Origin of the sequence: Lysobacter enzymogenes, assembly GCF_017168095.1 — a bacterium.
GTDB classification, from domain to species: domain Bacteria; phylum Pseudomonadota; class Gammaproteobacteria; order Xanthomonadales; family Xanthomonadaceae; genus Lysobacter; species Lysobacter enzymogenes_D.
This window is the reverse complement of sequence record NZ_LXSD01000467.1, coordinates 1-16,958: the sequence shown is the minus strand read 5'-3', so window position 1 is coordinate 16,958 and position 16,958 is coordinate 1. Positions and strand designations below refer to the sequence as shown.

Sequence of the window (16,958 nt, the reverse complement as noted above, 5' to 3'; positions counted from 1 at the left end):
GGCGGCGACGGACGGCGTCGCAGCGCGTTCGCCCTGCGCCCGCGCCGCGTTCTCGCGCGCGGTCAGCTCGGCCAGGGTCGCCTCGTTGCGCGCCGGCCCGCCCGACTGGCGCAGGCGCTCGACTTCGCGCTCCAGCCCGGCCACCCGGCCGCGCACGGAGGCGAGCTGGACCAGCGCCACCACCAGCAGCACCGGCACCGCCAGGACCACCAGCACCAGCAAGACAATCAGCGATTCCATCACGCTTTCCCCTATCCTTATGGCGGGCACGTTACACCAACCCAGGCCTGCTGCGGGGCTGGCCTTCACCCCATGCATACCTTGCTGACTCACCACATATCGCGTTGACGAAATCGTTCAACCCCACTATGTTGTGTCCCGTCGGTGCCGGTCGAGAGACCGGATGAAAAGGGAAGCCGGTAGGGAAGCGGCCGCGGAGCATCGCGGCGGCCTCCAAAGCCGGCGCTGCCCCGCAGCGGTATGGGAAACGAACGGGTCATGGCACTGGGCGCGGCGAGCGTCTGGGAAGCGGCCCCAGTAGGCAGCGGGCCAGGAGATAGCGAATAGGAGTTAGAAGGTAGCGAAAGCCGCTTTTGCTATCTCCTAACTCCTATTCGCTATCTCCTGGCTCCAAAGTTCCGAGCCCGAAGACCTGCCGACAGCCGCGCGTCGCACAACCGCGCGGTCCCGGCCCAATGGAGTCTTCGGGGGAAGACCGGCCGGTGTCGCGGCACGACGGGGCCACCGTCGCGTCCGACCGCTTCGGCGCCATGCGCGGAGCGGCCCGTGCCCGGAACGCTCCGGCGCGCGCGACACCCAGCCAGCGCTCCGATGCTCCGCGCCCGCGGGGGCGCGGCCGTGCCGTAAACGACGCCGCTGCGCGGCCCGTCGTCGATGGCGCGTCCGCGTTCTCCGCACCGTGCACCCACGCCCCGGAGCAATGCCATGACCACACTAGAAACCGATTCGTCCGTCGCCCCCGCCACGGACGCCGCCAGCGTCCCCGCCGCCGCGGTCAAACCCCAACGCAGCGCACAGGACGCCCCGGGTTTCGCCCTGACCCCGCCGGCCGCCAACCTGACGATGAGCGTGACCAAGCGCAGCGGCCGCCGCGAGCCGGTCGACCTCAACAAGATCGTGCGCGCGGTGACCCGCTGCGCCGAAGGCTTGTATTCGGTCGATCCGATGCGCGTGTCCACCCGCACCATCTCCGGCCTGTACGACGGCGCGACCACGCGCGAGCTCGACGAACTGTCGATCCGCACCGCCGCGCTGCTGACCGCCGAGGAGCCCGAATACGGTCGCCTCGCCGCGCGCCTGCTCGCCGGGGTGATCGAGAAGGAAGTCGCCGGGATCGAGATCCACGCGTTCTCGCAGTCGATCCAGCGCGGCTTCGACCTGGGCCTGATCAACCAGCGCCTGCTCGACTTCGTCCAGGCCAACGCGCGCAAGCTCAACGACGCGATCGACCGCAACCTCGACGCCAGGTTCGACTACTTCGGCCTGCGCACCCTGTACGACCGCTATCTGCTGCGCCACCCGACCGCGCGCACCGTCATCGAGACCCCGCAGCAGTTCTTCCTGCGCATCGCCTGCGCGTTGAGCGAGGACGTGTCCGACGCGCTGGCGCTGTACCGGCGCATGGCCCAGCTCGACTACATCCCGTCCTCGCCGACCCTGTTCAATTCCGGCACCACCCACGAGCAGCTGTCGAGCTGCTTCCTGCTGGATTCGCCGGAAGACTCGCTGGAAGCGATCTACAAGCGCTACATGGACGTGGCCAAGCTGAGCAAGTTCAGCGGCGGCATCGGCCTGAGCTACACCCGCATCCGCGCGCGCGGCTCGCTGATCCGTTCCACCAACGGCCTGAGCAACGGCATCGTGCCGTGGCTGAAGACGCTCGACGCGTCGGTGGCCGCGGTCAACCAGGGCGGCAAGCGCAAGGGCGCGGCCTGCGTGTACCTGGAGCCGTGGCACGCCGACATCGAGGAATTCCTGGAGCTGCGCGACAACACCGGCGACGAAGCGCGCCGCACCCACAACCTCAACCTCGCCAACTGGATTCCCGACGAATTCATGCGCCGGGTCGAGGCCGATGCGGACTGGTCGCTGTTCGATCCGGCCAAGGTGCCGCAGCTGACCGACCTGTGGGGCGAGTCGTTCGAGCGCGCCTACCGCGCCGCCGAAGCCGCCGGCCTTGCGGTGAAGAAGGTCAAGGCGCGCGACATCTACGCGCGGATGATGCGCACCCTGGCCCAGACCGGCAACGGCTGGATGAACTTCAAGGACAAGTCCAACCGCGCCTGCAACCAGACCCTGCGCGACGGCAACGTGGTGCACCTGTCCAACCTGTGCACCGAGATCCTGGAAGTGACCTCGCAGGACGAGACCGCGGTGTGCAACCTCGGCTCGATCAACCTCTCGCACCACGTCGAGATCTTCGAGGACGGCAAGGGCGCGTTCGATTTCGACAAGCTCGCCGAGACCGTGCGCCTGGCCGTGCGCCAGCTCGACCGCGTGATCGACCTGAACTTCTACCCGATCGAAACCGCGCGCCGCGCCAACCTGCGCTGGCGTCCGGTCGGCCTGGGCACGATGGGCCTGCAGGACGTGTTCTTCAAGCTGCGCCTGCCGTTCGACTCCGAGCCGGCGCGCAAGCTCGGCCGCGAGATCGCCGAGGCCATCTACTTCCACGCCCTGTCGGCCTCGAACGAGCTGGCGATGGAGCACGGCAAGCACCCGGCCTTCGACGACACCCGCGCCAGCGGCGGCGAACTGCAGTTCGAAGCCTGGGGCGTGGAACCGTCGCAGCCCGAGCGCTGGGCCGAGTTGCGCGCGCGGATCAAGCAGCACGGCCTGCGCAACTCGCTGCTGGTGGCGATCGCGCCGACCGCGACCATCGCCTCGATCGCCGGCTGCTACGAGTGCATCGAGCCGCAGGTGTCGAACCTGTTCAAGCGCGAAACCCTGTCGGGCGACTTCCTGGTGGTCAACAAGTATCTGGTCGAGGAGCTCAAAAAGCTCGGCCTGTGGACCGCGGAGATGCGCGACCGGATCAAGATGGCCGAAGGCTCGATCCAGGCGGTGACCGAGATTCCCGAATCGCTGCGCCAGGTCTACCGCACCGCGTGGGAACTGCCGATGCGCTCGCTGATCGACATGGCCGCCGACCGCGGCGCGTTCATCGATCAGAGCCAGTCGCTCAACTTGTTCATCGAGAGCCCGAACATCGGCCAGCTCAGCTCGATGTACATGTACGCCTGGAAGAAGGGCCTGAAGACCACGTACTACCTGCGCTCGCGCCCGGCGACCAAGATCGCCAAGACCACGGTCAGCGCGCCGGCGGCGCCGGTGGCGCCGAAGCCGGAGTACAGCGAGGACGAGGCGATCGCCTGCTCGCTGGAGAATCCGGAGGCTTGCGAGGCGTGCCAGTGAGGCTTGGGAGATAGCGGATAGTAGTTAGGAGATAGAAAGAGCGGTCAGACGGTTCTGGCCGCCTTTCTCAGTGTGGTGAGCATGCGGCCGACTTGGTCGATCAGTGCCTTTACTTCTGACAAGTCCGGTTCGTTGAGCCACCCCACTCGTTCGCAGATCAGCAGTTGGGTGTGAAGTTCCGCCAAGGAACCGCTTGCGATGGACAGAAACTGCCTACGCTCCTTTTTGGATTCCCGCGCCCACCCTTCCGCTATGTTGCTCGCTACCGATATAGCCGCCCTCGTCAACTGCAACCTAACGCCAAATCTTTCCTCCCCTGGCAGCTTCGCCGACACCGAGCACACACGCTCGGCAAGCCGGATGGCTTTGCTCCAAATCACAGTTTCTTGGTAGTGCACGGCCACCTCCTCGTCTCCAAGGTTGCCCATCGACCGCACTCCCGCACTAGGAAAACCACCCATGTCCTCGTCAGCGACCTCCTCGCTATCTTCTAACTCCTATCCACTAGCTCCCAAGCTGCTGGATCCAGGCTTCGACCTGACCCTGCGCCCGATGCGCTACGCGCAGTTCTACGAGATGTACCGCGACGCCATCCGCAACACCTGGACCGTCGAGGAAGTGGATTTCTCGCAGGACGTCAACGACCTCAAGCACAAGTTCGGCCCGGCCGAGCGGCATCTGGTCGAGCGGCTGGTCGCGTTCTTCGCCACCGGCGACAGCATCGTCGCCAACAACCTGGTGCTGAACCTGTACCAGCACATCAACGCGCCGGAAGCGCGCATGTACCTGTCGCGGCAGCTGTACGAGGAAGCGCTGCACGTGCAGTTCTACCTGACCCTGCTCGACACCTACCTGCCCGACCCGAACGAGCGCGCCAAGGCCTTCGACGCGGTCGAGAACATCCCCTCGATCCGGGCCAAGGCCGAGTTCTGCTTCCGCTGGATCGACTCGATCCAGGACCTGAAGCGGGTCGAGACGCGCGAGCAGCGCCGCCAGTTCCTGCTCAACCTGATCTGCTTCGCCGGCTGCATCGAGGGCCTGTTCTTCTTCGCCGCCTTCGCCTACGTCTATTACCTGCGTTCGCGCGGCCTGCTCAACGGCCTGGCCTCGGGCACCAACTGGGTGTTCCGCGACGAGAGCTGCCACATGGCGTTCGCGTTTGAGGTGATCCGCACCGCGCGCGAGGAAGAGCCGGACCTGTTCGACGCCGACCTGCGCGCGCAGGTGGTGAAGATGTTCGAGGAAGCGGTGGACTGCGAGTACCAGTTCGCCCAGGACGTGCTGTCCGGCGGCGTGGTCGGCCTGTCGCTGAAGGACATGCGCCAGTACCTGGAGTACTGCGCCGACCAGCGCATGGTCCAGCTCGGCATGCCCAAGCACTTCGGTTCGACCAACCCGTTCGCGTTCATGGACCTGCAGGACGTGCAGGAAGTGACCAACTTCTTCGAGCGGCGCGTGTCGGCGTATCAGGTCGGCGTGCAGGGCGAAGTGGCGTTCGATGAAGCGTTCTGAAAAACAGGAGATAGCGGATAGGAGTTGGGAGATAGCCGGAAACCGATCCCGCCTCTTCACGCTTCCGCCTCTGCGCCCCCTACCCCCTACCCGCCATCTCTTGCTATCTCCTATCTCCCACTCGCTATCTCCTAGCTCCATGACCGAAGCCCGCATGACCGAGATCGTCTTCCCCGACCACACCAACCACCTCGGCACGCTGTTCGGCGGCCAGGCGCTGGCGTGGATGGACAAGGCCGCCTTCATCGCCGCCTCGCGCTACGCGCGCCGTACCGTGGTCACCGCGCGCTCGGAGCAGATCGATTTCCACACGCCGGTGCCCAAGGGCGCGCTTGTGGAGCTGATCGCGCGCGTGGTCGAAACCGGCCGCACCTCGATGCAGGTGGAAGTGGAGATGATCCGCGAAGACCTGCTGACCGGCGAATCGCAGCTGGCCACGCGCGGGCGCTTCACCATGATCGCGCTCGATACCGAGGGCAAGCCGACGCCGGTGCCGCCGCTGCCGGCCGCCTGAGCCTGGCGGCCGCGCGAACGCGGCCGCCGATGCAACACAGCGATCCGGCGCACGCGCGCGCCGGCGCAAGACGCGGATAGTCCGGAGCGCGCGCGATTCCTACAGTCGCCGCACCTCCACCTCGGATACCGCGCGATGCCACTGGACCACTACCGCACCCTGGGCCGCTCCGGCCTGCGCATCAGCCCGATCTGTCTGGGCACCATGACCTTCGGCCAGGATTGGGGCTGGGGCAGCGACGAAAACGAAGCGCGCAGCGTGTTCGAGACCTATCTCGAACGCGGCGGCAATTACTTCGACACCGCGAATTTCTACACCGGCGGCAGTTCGGAAACCCTGCTCGGCCGCTTCGCCCAGGGACGCCGCGACCGGTTGGTGATCGCCACCAAGTTCTCGCTGTGCACCGATCCGGGCGATCCCAACGCCGGCGGCAACCACCGCAAGAACCTGCGCCGCTCGGTCGAAGCCAGCCTGCGCCGGCTCGGCACCGATTACATCGATCTGCTGTACCTGCACGCCTGGGACGCGACCACGCCGGTCGAGGAAGTCATGCGCGGTTTCGACGACTTGGTGCGCGCCGGCAAGCTCCTCTACGCCGGCGTCTCCGACCTGCCGGCGTGGCAGGCCGCGCGCCTGCAGACCCTGGCCGAACTGCGCGGCTGGTCGCCGCTGGTGGCGCTGCAGACCGAATACAGCCTGGCCCAGCGCGAGAGCGAACGCGAACTGCTACCGATGGCGCGCGAACTCGGCCTCGGCGTGAGCGCGTGGTCGCCGCTGGCCTCGGGCGTGCTGACCGGAAAATATTCGCGCGCCGATCTCGACCCGGCCACCGCGCAAGGCCGGCGCGCGGTCGCCATCGGCAACGGCGCGCTGACCGAGCGCGCGCTGGACATCGCGCAGGTCGTGGTCGAGATCGCGCGCGAACTCGAACGCCCCGCGGCGCAGGTCGCGCTGGCGTGGACGCTGCAGCGGCCCGGCGCGATCGTGCCGGTGATCGGCGCGCGCACCCAGGCGCAGTTGCTGCAGAACCTGGGCGCGCTGGAGGTCGCGCTCAGCGCGGCGCAAATCGAGCGGTTGGAACAAGCCAGCGCCATCGCATTGGGGTTCCCGCACGATTTCCTGGCGTTGCCCGGGATCGTCGGCGCGATGTTCGGCGGGGCGCAGGTGCGGCGGGATTGGTAAGGCGGAGTCGGCCAGGCGCGGCGTAGCCGCGTCTGCGCAGGAAGGCGCCGCAGCCGATTGCCGCGCCTTTTGAGCCTCCGCCCGCAACTCCCACCCCGTCATTCCGGCGAAAGCCGGAATCCATTTTGCCGTTGCCCTTGCGGCGGCCGGAAGAGCGAAACGGCAAAATCAAAATGGATTCCGGCTTTCGCCGGAATGACGGGGGTGGGAGGATGCCGGGCGTTCGGGGCATGAGTTGCGCGACCTGCAAAGCGTCTCTCATGGCGCAACCTCTGGACACGGCCTTGAGGCACGGCCTCAGGATGCGGCCTCAGGCCGCGAAGGGCAGCAACAACGCGACCTCAGAAGAACCGGTAATCCACGGTCAAACTCACCGTCCGCGGCGCGCCCGGCGCGTTGAACCCGTCCACCGACCCGTGCGCCGAAGCGAAATAACGCTTGTCGAACGCATTCTCCAGGCGCAGGCGCCAATCCCACGGCCCGCGGCGGTAACGCGCGTTGACATCGAAACGAGTGAACGCCGGCAGCGCGCTGAGGTTGGTCGGCGCGGCGTACTGCAACGACACGTGCTGGGCCAGCGCGCCGACGCTGAAGCCTGCGCCGAGCGCGTACTCGGCATACAGCGAGGCGCTGTGGCGCGGCGTCAGCGGCGAAACCTTGCCCTGGAAGGCGACGCCGCTGGCGACGTTGTTGGACTTGGTGATGCGCCCATCGAGATAGGCGTAGCCCGCGTACAGATCCAGGCGCTGATCCAGCAACGAAGCCGCCAGCCCCAATTCGCCGCCGCGGGTGCGCTGGGTGCCGACGCCGACCTGCCGGCGCGGGTCGAGCGGATCGGTGGTCTTGATGTGCTCGCGCTCGCTTTCGAACACCGCCGCGTCGAAGCTCAGCAGGCCGTCGGCGCGGGCGAACTTGTAGCCGAGCTCGCGGTTGGAGGTGGTTTCCGGGCTCAGGTCGACGTTGACCGTGCTCAGCGGCAGGCTCTCGGCCGAAGGCTGGAACGACTCGCCCCAACTGGCGTACAGCGAATGCTGCGGCGCCGGCATCCAGATCAGGCCCAGGCGCGGGCTCCATTCGCGATCGCTGCGGTCCAGCCGCGGCGCGTTGGCGTTCAAGCGGTCGCGGGTCTGCTGGCGGTAGTCGTCGTAACGCACGCCCAGCACCGCTTTCCACTGCTCGCTCAACGCGATCTGATCCTGCGCGTACACCGCCGCGTTGCGCAGCCGGCTGCGCGCGGCCGCTTCGGCGCGCGGGTTGAACGCCGGCCGGTCGAGCGCCGGCGCGAGCAGGTCGATGTTGCTGGCGCGGCCGCCGTAGCTGGCCTGGTCCTTGCGTTCGTAGCTGAATTCGCCGCCGATCAGCACGCGGTGGCGGCCGCCTTCGTAGCTCAGGTCGGTCTGGGCGAACCAGGCGCGCTGGTCGCGGTCGTTGCCGGCGTGGCGGCGCGCCGACATCCAGCGGCCGTTGCTGAGGAAGGGATTGCCGCTGATCAAGGTGTTGCGGCGGCGCAGTTCGTAATCGGTGCCGCGCAAGGTCGCGCGCAGTTCCCATTGCGGCGCCAGGGTCTTGGTGTAGACGGCGTTGAACACGTCGACGCGGGCGCGGCTGAAGTCGTCGCGGCGCGCGTCGGCCGAGCCGTAGTAGGTATCGATCGGCACCGCGACCGGCCGCCCGAACAGGCTCGGCATGCCGAAGTCGGTGACCCGCTCGTCGCGCTGCGCGCTGGCCTGCAGCAGCAACTGGCCGCCGCCGAGGTCGAAGCGGTAGGACGGCGCGATCAGCCAGCGTTCGATGAAGCCCTGGTCGCGGAACGTGTCGGAATCCTCGAGCGCGGCGACCACGCGGCCGGCGCCAGGACCGAGCGCGCCGGTGGCGTCGAATTCGCCGCGGCGCCCGCCCTCGCTGTCGGCGTACAGGCGCAGCCAGGCGCGCGCTTCGTCCAGCGGCTGCTTGCTGATGCGGTTGACCAGGCCGCCGGACGAGCCGCGGCCGAACAGCATCGCCGCCGGGCCCTTGAGCACTTCGATGCGCTCGACGTTGGCGAGGTCGCGGAAATACATCGCGTCGTCGCGCACGCCGTCGAGGTATTGATCGGCCAGCGCGCTGAAGCCGCGGATCAAGACCTGATCGCGCTGGCCGTCGCCGTTGTTGAGCGACACGCCCGGCACCAGCGCCAGCATGTCGTTGAGCGAGCGCCCGCCCTGGGCGTCGATCAGCGCGCGCGGCAGCACGGTCACCGCCTGCGGGGTTTCCAGCAGCGGCGTGTCGGTCTTGGTCGCGCTGACGCTGCGCTGGGCGCCGAACTTGGGCGCGGCCGCGCCGTGCACCTGGATCTGGTCGAGTTCGTGCACCGGCGGTGCGGCCTCGGCGGCGGCTGCGGCGCCGTCGGCGGGAGCGGCGACCGCATCGGCGGCCGCGGCCAGCGGCGCGAAGCACAGCGGAGCCAGGGCCAGCGCGAGACGCGCCGGCGCCAGCCGGAACAACGGAACGGACATGCGTACGACTCCTGCCGGGCGGATCGGCCGAACTGCGGCTTGCGCAGGCGGATCCGCGAAACGTCGTTGGCTGGAGCCGTGCGGGCTCTGGCTGGTGGGCGGCGATTGTCCGGCACGCGCGCGGCGGTCGCAAGCCGCGGCGCCCGCCAGCGCCGCGCGGCGACGCCGCGCGCGCTGTCGCGCTGAATCGCCGCGCGCTTACTTCTCCGACTTCTCGGACTTGGCCGGCTTGTCGGCTTTGCCGTCGGCGCTCTTGGCCTCCGCCGCCTTGCCCTCGCCGCCCTCGGCCGCGGCGACCTCGTCCAGCAACGGCGGCGGCAGATCGCGCGCGTACAGATCCGCCGGACTGTCGCCCGGGCAGGCCTTGTCGGGGAAACCGAACTTGGCCTGCAGTTGCTCGGCGCATTCGGGCATGGATTCGAAGCTCTTGCCGGTGCCCATGCACTGCGCGTCGAACGCGCGGCGGAAGGATTCGCGGCGGCGCACGAAATCGTCGCCGCACTTGCGCGCCAGGCGGATCCGGTCGAGGTCGTCCTGGGCGGCGTTGGTGCCGTCCAGGCCGTATTGCTTGAGCTCGTCCGGGGTCAGGATGCGCAGGTCGCGGTTGGCCACGGTCATCATCAGGTCCGAGACCGCGGTGGCCACGCCGTTGCGCTCCAGGTAATCGCGCACCTGCTGGTTGATCGCGCGCAGCTCGCGGCTGAGCTCGGCGCGCGAGGTCGCGGTGGAGCGGTCGCGCATCAGCCGGTGGATGCCGACCTTGCCCTCGATCGAACGGGTGTCGCCGGCCGCCAGCACCAGCACGCAGGCGCTGTGGCAGACCGACTCCTCGCGCACCCAGATCGCCCAGCCCGATTCGGCGATGGAGTCGCCGGCGCGCAGCGCCTCCTCGACGTGGCCGCCGCTGGAGTCGATGTCGAGGATGCGGGTCGGGATCTCCATGCGCGCGGCCATCGCCGCCACCCGTTGCGCCAGCGCGGTGAAGCCGGCGCCGATCTTGCCCTGGTAGCGCACCCGCACCACCCCGCGCGCCTGGCACGGCGACATCGCGTCGACCAGGCTGAAGAAATCCAGCGATTCGAGCTGGTCGCCGTCGCCGAAGCGCGGGTAGTCGTATTCGCAGCTGATCCGGGCGACGCCGCCGTCGAGCCTGGCCGGCGGCCAGTAGGTGCCCTTGAGGATGTCCTCCTCGCTGACCGCCGCCGGCGCCGGCTTGGGTATGTCGTTCTGGCTGCCCAGGGTCACCGCGGCGCTGGAGGGCGCCGGCTCGCCCTTGCCGCAGGCGGCCAGCGCCAGCGCGCACAGCAACGCGAGCGCGGCGGCCAGGAGCCTGCGGGGAGCGAACGGGGAGCGTTGCGGAACCATGTATCGAGCCACCGGAGTCGGGATCGCGCGGGACCGTCCTGGCCCGCGCCGCGCGCTGCGCCTGCAAACGTTAACGGCAGCCTCGGCCAAGCTCAACGAGGCGCGCGCGCGCAGGCGGGCGAGGCTTCATCTTGGCCGGGCACGGATGAACCCCGGCCGAGAGCGGCCGGGGCGGCGGCGCAGCCGGCAACTGCGGCAAAACCGTGGCGGTCGTGGCGATCGGACCGGAAAGCATCGGGCCTGAAAGGCCCTCCCACAGCCAAATCGCAACGGTGGGAGGGCCTTTCAGGCCCGACGCTTTCGGCTCCGCCGCGACCAACCCCGCACAACGCTTCATGTCATTTGACTTCGCCCCGGGCGCTGCGTACCTTGGCGGCGTCTCGGTGAACATCGCTTCATGCAGATAAAGCGATGGGACACGCCGGCCACGGTTCGCGCCGCGGCCGGCCAGAGGGAATCCGGTGCGAATCCGGAGCTGCCCCGCAGCGGTATGGGAAACGAACGGGCCTTGGCACTGGGCGGTGAGCCTGGGAAGCGGCCCTGTAGGCTGGGATTGAGGAGATAGCGGTTAGGAGTTGGGAGATAGCAAAAACGAGCTTTCTCTATCTCCCAACTCCTAACCGCTATCTCCCAGCCCCAAAGTCCCGAGCCCGAAGACCTGCCGCGACCGGAAGGTGCGCCTTCCGTCCGACTCCGGCTCCGCCTCGTCCCGCGTTCGCGCGCGGGCGGCGCGGGCCGGTTCGCCCGCGGGGGCGGAGGTCGAAGCCAACGGATCGTTCCGCAGTCCGGCGCGCACGCGTGCGGGCGGGCGCGGCCGTGGTCTCCTTCGTTGCCCTGCGTCATGCCCACGCATCGCAGGTACTCATCATGATCAGCGTCACCACCCTCGGCTTCCCGCGCATCGGCGCGCGGCGCGAGCTCAAGCAAGCCCTGGAATCGTTCTGGAAAGGCGACAGCGACGCCGCCGCGCTGCAGGCCGCCGCCGCCGCGCTGCGCGAGCGCCACTGGCGCCTGGCCGCCGCGGCCGGCGCCGACAGCGTGCCGTGCAACGATTTCTCGCTCTACGACCACGTCCTCGACACCGCGGTGCTGTTCGACGCCGTCCCGGCCTCGCACCGCGCCGCGTTCGAAGAGGATCCGCTGACCGGCTACTTCGCCCTCGCCCGCGGCCTGCAGGACGGCCGCCGCGATCTGCGCGCGCTGGAAATGACCAAGTGGTTCGACACCAACTACCACTACCTGGTCCCGCAGTTCGAACCGGGCCAGCGCTTCTCGCTGCGCGCCGACAAGCCGCTGGCGGAACTGGCCCAGGCGCAGGCGCTGGGCCTGGACGCGCGGCCGGTGCTGCTCGGCCCGGTCACCTTGCTCAAGCTCGGCAAGCGCAGCGATGGTGGCGACCCGCGCGAGCTGCTCGATGCGCTGCTGCCGGCCTACGCCGAGCTGCTGGCCACGCTCAAGGCGGCCGGCGCGCAATGGGTGCAGATCGACGAACCGGCGCTGGCGCTGGACCTCGACGACGCCGACCGCGCCGCCTACCGCCGCGCCTTCGACGCGCTCGCCCAGGCCGACTCGCCGCAGCGCCTGCTCGCCACCTACTTCGGCGCGCTCGGCGACAACGCCGCGCTGGCCGCGCAGTTGCCGGTGCAGGCGCTGCACCTGGACCTGGTGCGCGCGCCGCAGCAGCTCGAAGCGGTGCTGCCGCTGCTGCCGCAGGACACCGCGCTGAGCCTGGGCGTGGTCGACGGCCGCAACATCTGGCGCGCCGACCTCGACGCCGCGCTGAGCCTGGCGCGCCGCGCCGGCGAACGCGCGCGCTGGCTGGCGCCGTCGTGCTCGCTGCTGCACGTGCCCACCGACCTCGAACTGGAACGCAAACTGCCCGGCCCGCTGAAGCAGTGGATGGCCTATGCGAAGCAGAAGATCGAAGAGCTGCGCCTGATCGCCGGCGCCCTGGCCGGCGACGCCGCGGCCGAAGGCGAACTGGCCCAGGCCGCCAGCGCGCGCGCCGCGCGCCTGGCCTCGCCGCTGCTGCGCAACGCGCAGGTGCGCAAGCGCCTGGCCGCGATCGAGCCGGCGATGACCCGCCGCGCCAGCGCCTACCCGCAGCGCGCGCGCCTGCAGCAGCAGCGCCTGAACCTGCCGCCGTTCCCGACCACCACCATCGGCTCGTTCCCGCAGACCGCGCAGGTGCGCCACGCCCGCGCCGAGCACAAGGCCGGGCGCCTGGACGACGCCGGCTATCGCGCGTTCCTGCAGAACGAAACCGTGCAGTGCCTGCGCGAGCAGGAAGCGCTCGGCATCGACGTGCTGGTGCACGGCGAGTTCGAGCGCAACGACATGGTCGAATACTTCGGCGAACAACTCGACGGCTTCGCCTTCACCTCGCACGGCTGGGTGCAGAGCTACGGCTCGCGCTGCGTCAAGCCGCCGGTGCTGTTCGGCGATGTCGCCCGGCCCAGGCCGATGACGGTGGAATGGAGCCGCTTCGCCCAGGATCACGCGGTCAAGCCGGTCAAGGGCATGCTGACCGGGCCGGTGACGATCCTGCAGTGGTCGTTCGTGCGCGACGACCAGCCGCGCGCCGACAGCTGCCGGCAGATCGCGCTGGCGCTGCGCGAGGAAGTGCTGGACCTGGAGGCCGCCGGCATCGCCGCGATCCAGATCGACGAACCGGCCTTGCGCGAAGGCCTGCCGCTGCGCCGCAGCGACTGGCCGGCGTACCTGGACTGGGCCGGCGAAAGCTTCCGCCTGGCCGCCAGCGGCGTCGCGGACGCGACCCAGATCCACACCCACATGTGCTACGCGGAGTTCAACGACATCATCGACGCGGTCGCCGCGCTCGACGCCGACGTGATCTCGATCGAGACCTCGCGCTCGCGCATGGAGCTGCTCGACGCGTTCGTGCGCTACCGCTACCCCAACGGCATCGGCCCGGGCGTCTACGACATCCACTCCCCGCGCGTGCCCGACGAAACCGAGATGCGCGAGCTGCTGGACAAGGCGCTGGACGTGCTGGAACCGGCGCAGCTGTGGGTCAACCCCGACTGCGGCCTGAAGACCCGCGGCTGGCCGGAAGTGCGCGCGGCGTTGCGGGCGATGGTCGGCGCGGCGCAGGGTTTGCGCGAGGCGGCGACGGCGACGGCTTGATTCGCCCCCGCGCGCCGCGCGCTTGCGCGGCGCGCCGGGTTCGCGGCGGCGACGGCCTGCGTCGCCGCCGCGGACGACTGCGGGCCGGCGGCCGCTAGCCGCCGGTCATCCAGGAATACCAGGCCACCAGCAGCAACAGCCGCGCCGGCGTCGGCGAACGCGACCACGCGCCCAGCGCGATCGACACGCCCGCGACGATCGCGCCGCCGGCCAGCGCGATCGACAGCGGCGCGGTGTCGCCGCGACCGAATCCGGCCAGGATCGCCGGCGCCGCCAGCAGCGCCGCCCAGGCGATGCCGGCGACGACGAACAACGCGCGCCGGACCATCGGCGCGATCGCCGCCGTCCGGCTCAGGGCGAGCAGCCCAGCGGCTTCGCTGCGGCCGGCATGCGCGGATAGGGCGAAGATCAACAGCAGCCCGATCGCTGGCGCCGCGGCGCGGCGGAAGTCGCCGCCGGTCCAGGCCAGCAACGCGGCGCCGCAGGCGAGCGCGCGCCAAAAGCGTCCCGGCAGGATCAGCCCGAACTCGGCGACGAACACGCCCAGCCACGGCCAGCGCGCCGCGCCCGCCGCGCCGGCGTCGCTCGGCGCCACCACCGGCCGGGCCTGGAATGCGCGCGCGATCCAGCCGCGCAGGCCCCAGCGCCGCGACTGCCGATGCGGCCGATAAACGATGCCGGCGAGCAAGGCCAAAGCGACGGCGATGCCGGCCCAGGCCAGGCGCGTGGAGATGTAATCGGGCGACGTCAGTTCGCGCCCGACGTCCACAGCGATGCGCCCCGCCGACACCGAAGCGCGGCCGATCGTCACGCCGATGTCGGGGCCGAGTTCGAACACATCGGCCAGCGGGCGCACGAAGCCGAACACATCGCTCATCCCCGCAGCGACGTCGCGCTCGCCGTGGACGCCGCCGACCGCGATCACCAGCGCGACGATCCAAGACACGAAGAACGCGAAATCGCCGAACGCGCCGCGCGTCGGCGGCAGCGCGTCGAACAGCTGGCGCAGCGCCGCGACCAGCATCAGCACCGGCGCGGCCGGCAGCCACAGGCCGAGCGCGATATCCAGCAGGCGCCGGCCGTCGGCCGGATCGACGATCCAGGCCAGGATCCAGCCGGCCAGCGTCGTCGCCAGCAAGGCCGCGCCGAGCACCGCGAGGTCGGCGCCGAAACGGCCGAACACCAGCGCGACCCGCGACGCCGCCGTCGTCTCCACGATCTGCCACGGCTGGCGCCGGGTGGTGTTGGAACGCAGGTAAACGAAGACGCCGAGCACCATCAGCATCGAGACGATGATGCCCAGCGACAGGCCCAGCACCGCCGAGGTCAGCACCGGCGCCTTGCCGTCGATGACGATGGCGGCGTAGGCCTCGTGCTCGCCCGCGATCCAGTAACGCGCGCTGACCGGCGCGGCCAGCAGCAGCAACCACAACCCCCAACTGCGCCGGTAGCGCAGCAGCGACGAGCCGAACGACGAGCGGACGACCGCGAGCGCGCTCACGCCGCCACCGCGCCGGCGCGCGCGACCGCGCCGTCCTGCACGCGCAGCACCTCGACGGCGCGCGGGGCCAGTCGATCGGCCAGGTGCGTGGTCATCACCACGATCGCTTCGTTCGCGCGCTCCAGGATCAGGCCGCTGACCTGTTCGGCGGTGACCGCGTCGAGTTCGGCGGTCGGCTCGTCGAGCGCGATCAGGCCGGGCGCGCCCAGCAGCGCCTGGGCGAAGACGACGCGCCGGCGCATGCCGCCGGAGAAGGTCGCGATCGGGCGGTGGATGTCGGCGAGCAGGCCGATGCGCTCGGCGATGGCGGCGAACTGTCGATCCGCCGCGGGCAACTGCAGGCCCTTGAGCGCGGCCATGTGGCGGGCGAATTCGCGCGCGGTGAGGTCTTCGGGCAGGTCCACGGCTTGCGGCGCGTGACCCAGGCTGCGGCGCAACGCGGCGCGGGCGCGCGGCAGCGGCTGCGCGTTCCACAGCACGCGCCCGCGGCTGGGCGCCTGCGCGCTGGCGATCAGCGCGAGCAGGGTCGACTTGCCGGCGCCGCTGGGGCCCACCAGCAAGGTCAGGCCCGGCGCGAAGGTGTGGTTCACGCCGTCGAGGACGCGCTTGCTACGGTAGCTCTTGCCGATGCCGTTCAATTCCAGCGTGTTCATCGTTGCGGTCCATGTATTCGAAGGAGCTTTTCGGAGCGGGCGCGGTCGAAGGAATTGGCCGGCTTGCGCTGGGGCGCCCGGATCGGTCCGGCGCCCGGCGGCATCGATTTCGTGCCCGTCTGAAAATCAAAGCGCTGCGCAGGCGCGCAATCCGGACATTTCATCGACACCGACGAACCGGCCGATCCAAACGCGGCCAGGCGCGATGCCGGTTGCGCGCCCGCGCCACCGCAGCAGCCGCATCAGAAGCAGTACCCGTTGCGCCCGCGCCGCTTGGCCCGGTACAGCGCCTCGTCGGCGCGGTCCATCGCCGTCTCCAGTTCGTCCACGGCATAGGCCATCGCCACGCCGATGCTGCAGCTCAGCCGCCCGTGTTCGCTGTCGCGGTGCTCGATGTCGCGGCGATGCACGCCGCGCAGGATCGCGCGGGCGATGTTGAGCGCGCGCGCCCGGCCGACGCCGGGGATCAGCACGCAGAATTCCTCGCCGCCGCTGCGCACCACCGCGTCGGCGCCTTCGCGCACTTCGGCGCGGATCGCCGCGACCGCCGCGCGCAAGGCCTCGTCGCCGGCGCGATGGCCGTAGCGGTCGTTGTAGGCCTTGAAGTGGTCGACGTCGATCAGCAGCACCGCCACGCTGCCCAGGCGCGCGCCCTGCGCCGCCAGCGCGCGCACGAACTCGTCGCGGCCGCGGCGGTTGAGCGCGCCGGTCAGGGGATCGGTGCAGGCCACCCGGTCGAGCTCGCGCAGGGCCTCGCGCAGTTGCGCGGTGCGTTGCACGACTTCGCTCTCGCGCTCGGCCAGGCTCTGGCGCAGTTCGGCGTGGGCGTGTTCGAGCCGCGCCGACAGATCGACGATGGCGTCGAGCACCGGCTGCAGTTCCTCGGGCATCGGCGCGTCGTCGGCGTGCGCGCCCGGCTCCGGCGCCGCGCCGCTGGCCAGGGCGCGCAGGCGCAGCAGCAACGACGAGGCGGCGCGCGCCAGCACGCGCGCGTACCACACGAACGCCAGCGCCGAGCCGAACACCGCCAGCAGCAGCAACTGGCTCATCAGCATCGCCCGCTCGAACGCGCCGCGCTCGGCGCGCTCGCGCGGCGCCAGCGCGTACAGGCTCCAGCCGGCGGCGGTGCGGGCGCGGGCGACGAAGGCGCGCCC

At 70.1% G+C, this 16,958-nt stretch carries 12 protein-coding genes and 2 riboswitches; of the genes, 5 read left to right on the top strand and 7 right to left on the bottom strand.

Annotated features, from left to right (window positions below; translation table 11 throughout):
* A partial coding sequence (locus tag A7A76_RS19835; protein ID WP_206412896.1) for a hypothetical protein occupies positions 1–240 on the bottom strand: 240 nt, incomplete at its 3' end.
* A 125-nt stretch (positions 241–365) separates the two neighbouring features.
* A riboswitch (cobalamin riboswitch) is annotated at positions 366–675 on the top strand.
* Positions 676–1,083: 408 nt separating this feature from the next.
* On the opposite strand from A7A76_RS19835, the gene A7A76_RS19830 reads away from it, so the two are divergent.
* A complete protein-coding gene (locus tag A7A76_RS19830) occupies positions 1,084–3,435 on the top strand; it encodes a ribonucleoside-diphosphate reductase subunit alpha (protein ID WP_241201062.1) in 2,352 nt (783 codons plus the stop codon).
* 44 nt (positions 3,436–3,479) lie between these two features.
* Here A7A76_RS19830 and A7A76_RS19825 read toward each other — a convergent pair whose 3' ends face one another.
* On the bottom strand, positions 3,480–3,833 hold the full coding sequence (locus A7A76_RS19825) for a four helix bundle protein (protein WP_343225374.1): 354 nt from the start codon (positions 3,831–3,833) through the stop codon (positions 3,480–3,482).
* 61 nt (positions 3,834–3,894) lie between these two features.
* Here A7A76_RS19825 and A7A76_RS19820 point away from each other — a divergent pair, with 61 nt between their 5' ends.
* From A7A76_RS19820 to A7A76_RS19810, 3 genes are all read left to right on the top strand, one after another.
* Entirely contained in the window at positions 3,895–4,947 is a 1,053-nt protein-coding gene (locus A7A76_RS19820; protein ID WP_206412890.1) for a ribonucleotide-diphosphate reductase subunit beta, read from the top strand.
* 154 nt (positions 4,948–5,101) lie between these two features.
* Positions 5,102–5,461 carry an acyl-CoA thioesterase gene (locus A7A76_RS19815; protein WP_241201061.1) on the top strand — a complete coding sequence of 120 codons (360 nt, stop codon included), beginning with the start codon at positions 5,102–5,104 and terminating at the stop codon, positions 5,459–5,461.
* Positions 5,462–5,596: 135 nt separating this feature from the next.
* Positions 5,597–6,643 carry an aldo/keto reductase gene (locus A7A76_RS19810; protein ID WP_206412886.1) on the top strand — a complete coding sequence of 349 codons (1,047 nt, stop codon included), beginning with the start codon at positions 5,597–5,599 and terminating at the stop codon, positions 6,641–6,643.
* A gap of 341 nt (positions 6,644–6,984) precedes the next feature.
* Here A7A76_RS19810 and A7A76_RS19805 read toward each other — a convergent pair whose 3' ends face one another.
* The gene (locus A7A76_RS19805) at positions 6,985–9,138 is read right to left on the bottom strand and encodes a TonB-dependent receptor (RefSeq protein ID WP_206412885.1); all 2,154 of its coding nucleotides are present in this window, start codon (positions 9,136–9,138) and stop codon (positions 6,985–6,987) included.
* A gap of 198 nt (positions 9,139–9,336) precedes the next feature.
* Entirely contained in the window at positions 9,337–10,503 is a 1,167-nt protein-coding gene (locus tag A7A76_RS19800) for a hypothetical protein (RefSeq protein ID WP_206412884.1), read from the bottom strand.
* 411 nt (positions 10,504–10,914) lie between these two features.
* A riboswitch (cobalamin riboswitch) is annotated at positions 10,915–11,183 on the top strand.
* 187 nt (positions 11,184–11,370) lie between these two features.
* Between A7A76_RS19800 and metE the strand changes: the two genes are divergently transcribed.
* Entirely contained in the window at positions 11,371–13,650 is a 2,280-nt protein-coding gene (metE, locus tag A7A76_RS19795; RefSeq protein WP_206412883.1) for a 5-methyltetrahydropteroyltriglutamate--homocysteine S-methyltransferase, read from the top strand.
* A 94-nt stretch (positions 13,651–13,744) separates the two neighbouring features.
* On the opposite strand, the gene A7A76_RS19790 is transcribed toward metE, so the two are convergent.
* The 3 genes from A7A76_RS19790 to A7A76_RS19780 form a co-directional block, all read right to left on the bottom strand.
* Positions 13,745–15,151 (bottom strand): hypothetical protein, encoded by a 1,407-nt coding sequence (locus A7A76_RS19790; protein ID WP_206412882.1) that lies wholly within the window; start codon positions 15,149–15,151, stop codon positions 13,745–13,747.
* Positions 15,148–15,804 (bottom strand): ATP-binding cassette domain-containing protein, encoded by a 657-nt coding sequence (locus A7A76_RS19785; protein WP_206412881.1) that lies wholly within the window; start codon positions 15,802–15,804, stop codon positions 15,148–15,150. Before A7A76_RS19785 ends, A7A76_RS19790 begins: the two co-directional genes overlap by 4 nt.
* A 242-nt stretch (positions 15,805–16,046) precedes the next feature.
* On the bottom strand, positions 16,047–16,958 hold a 912-nt coding region (locus tag A7A76_RS19780; protein ID WP_206412880.1), incomplete at its 5' end, for a GGDEF domain-containing protein.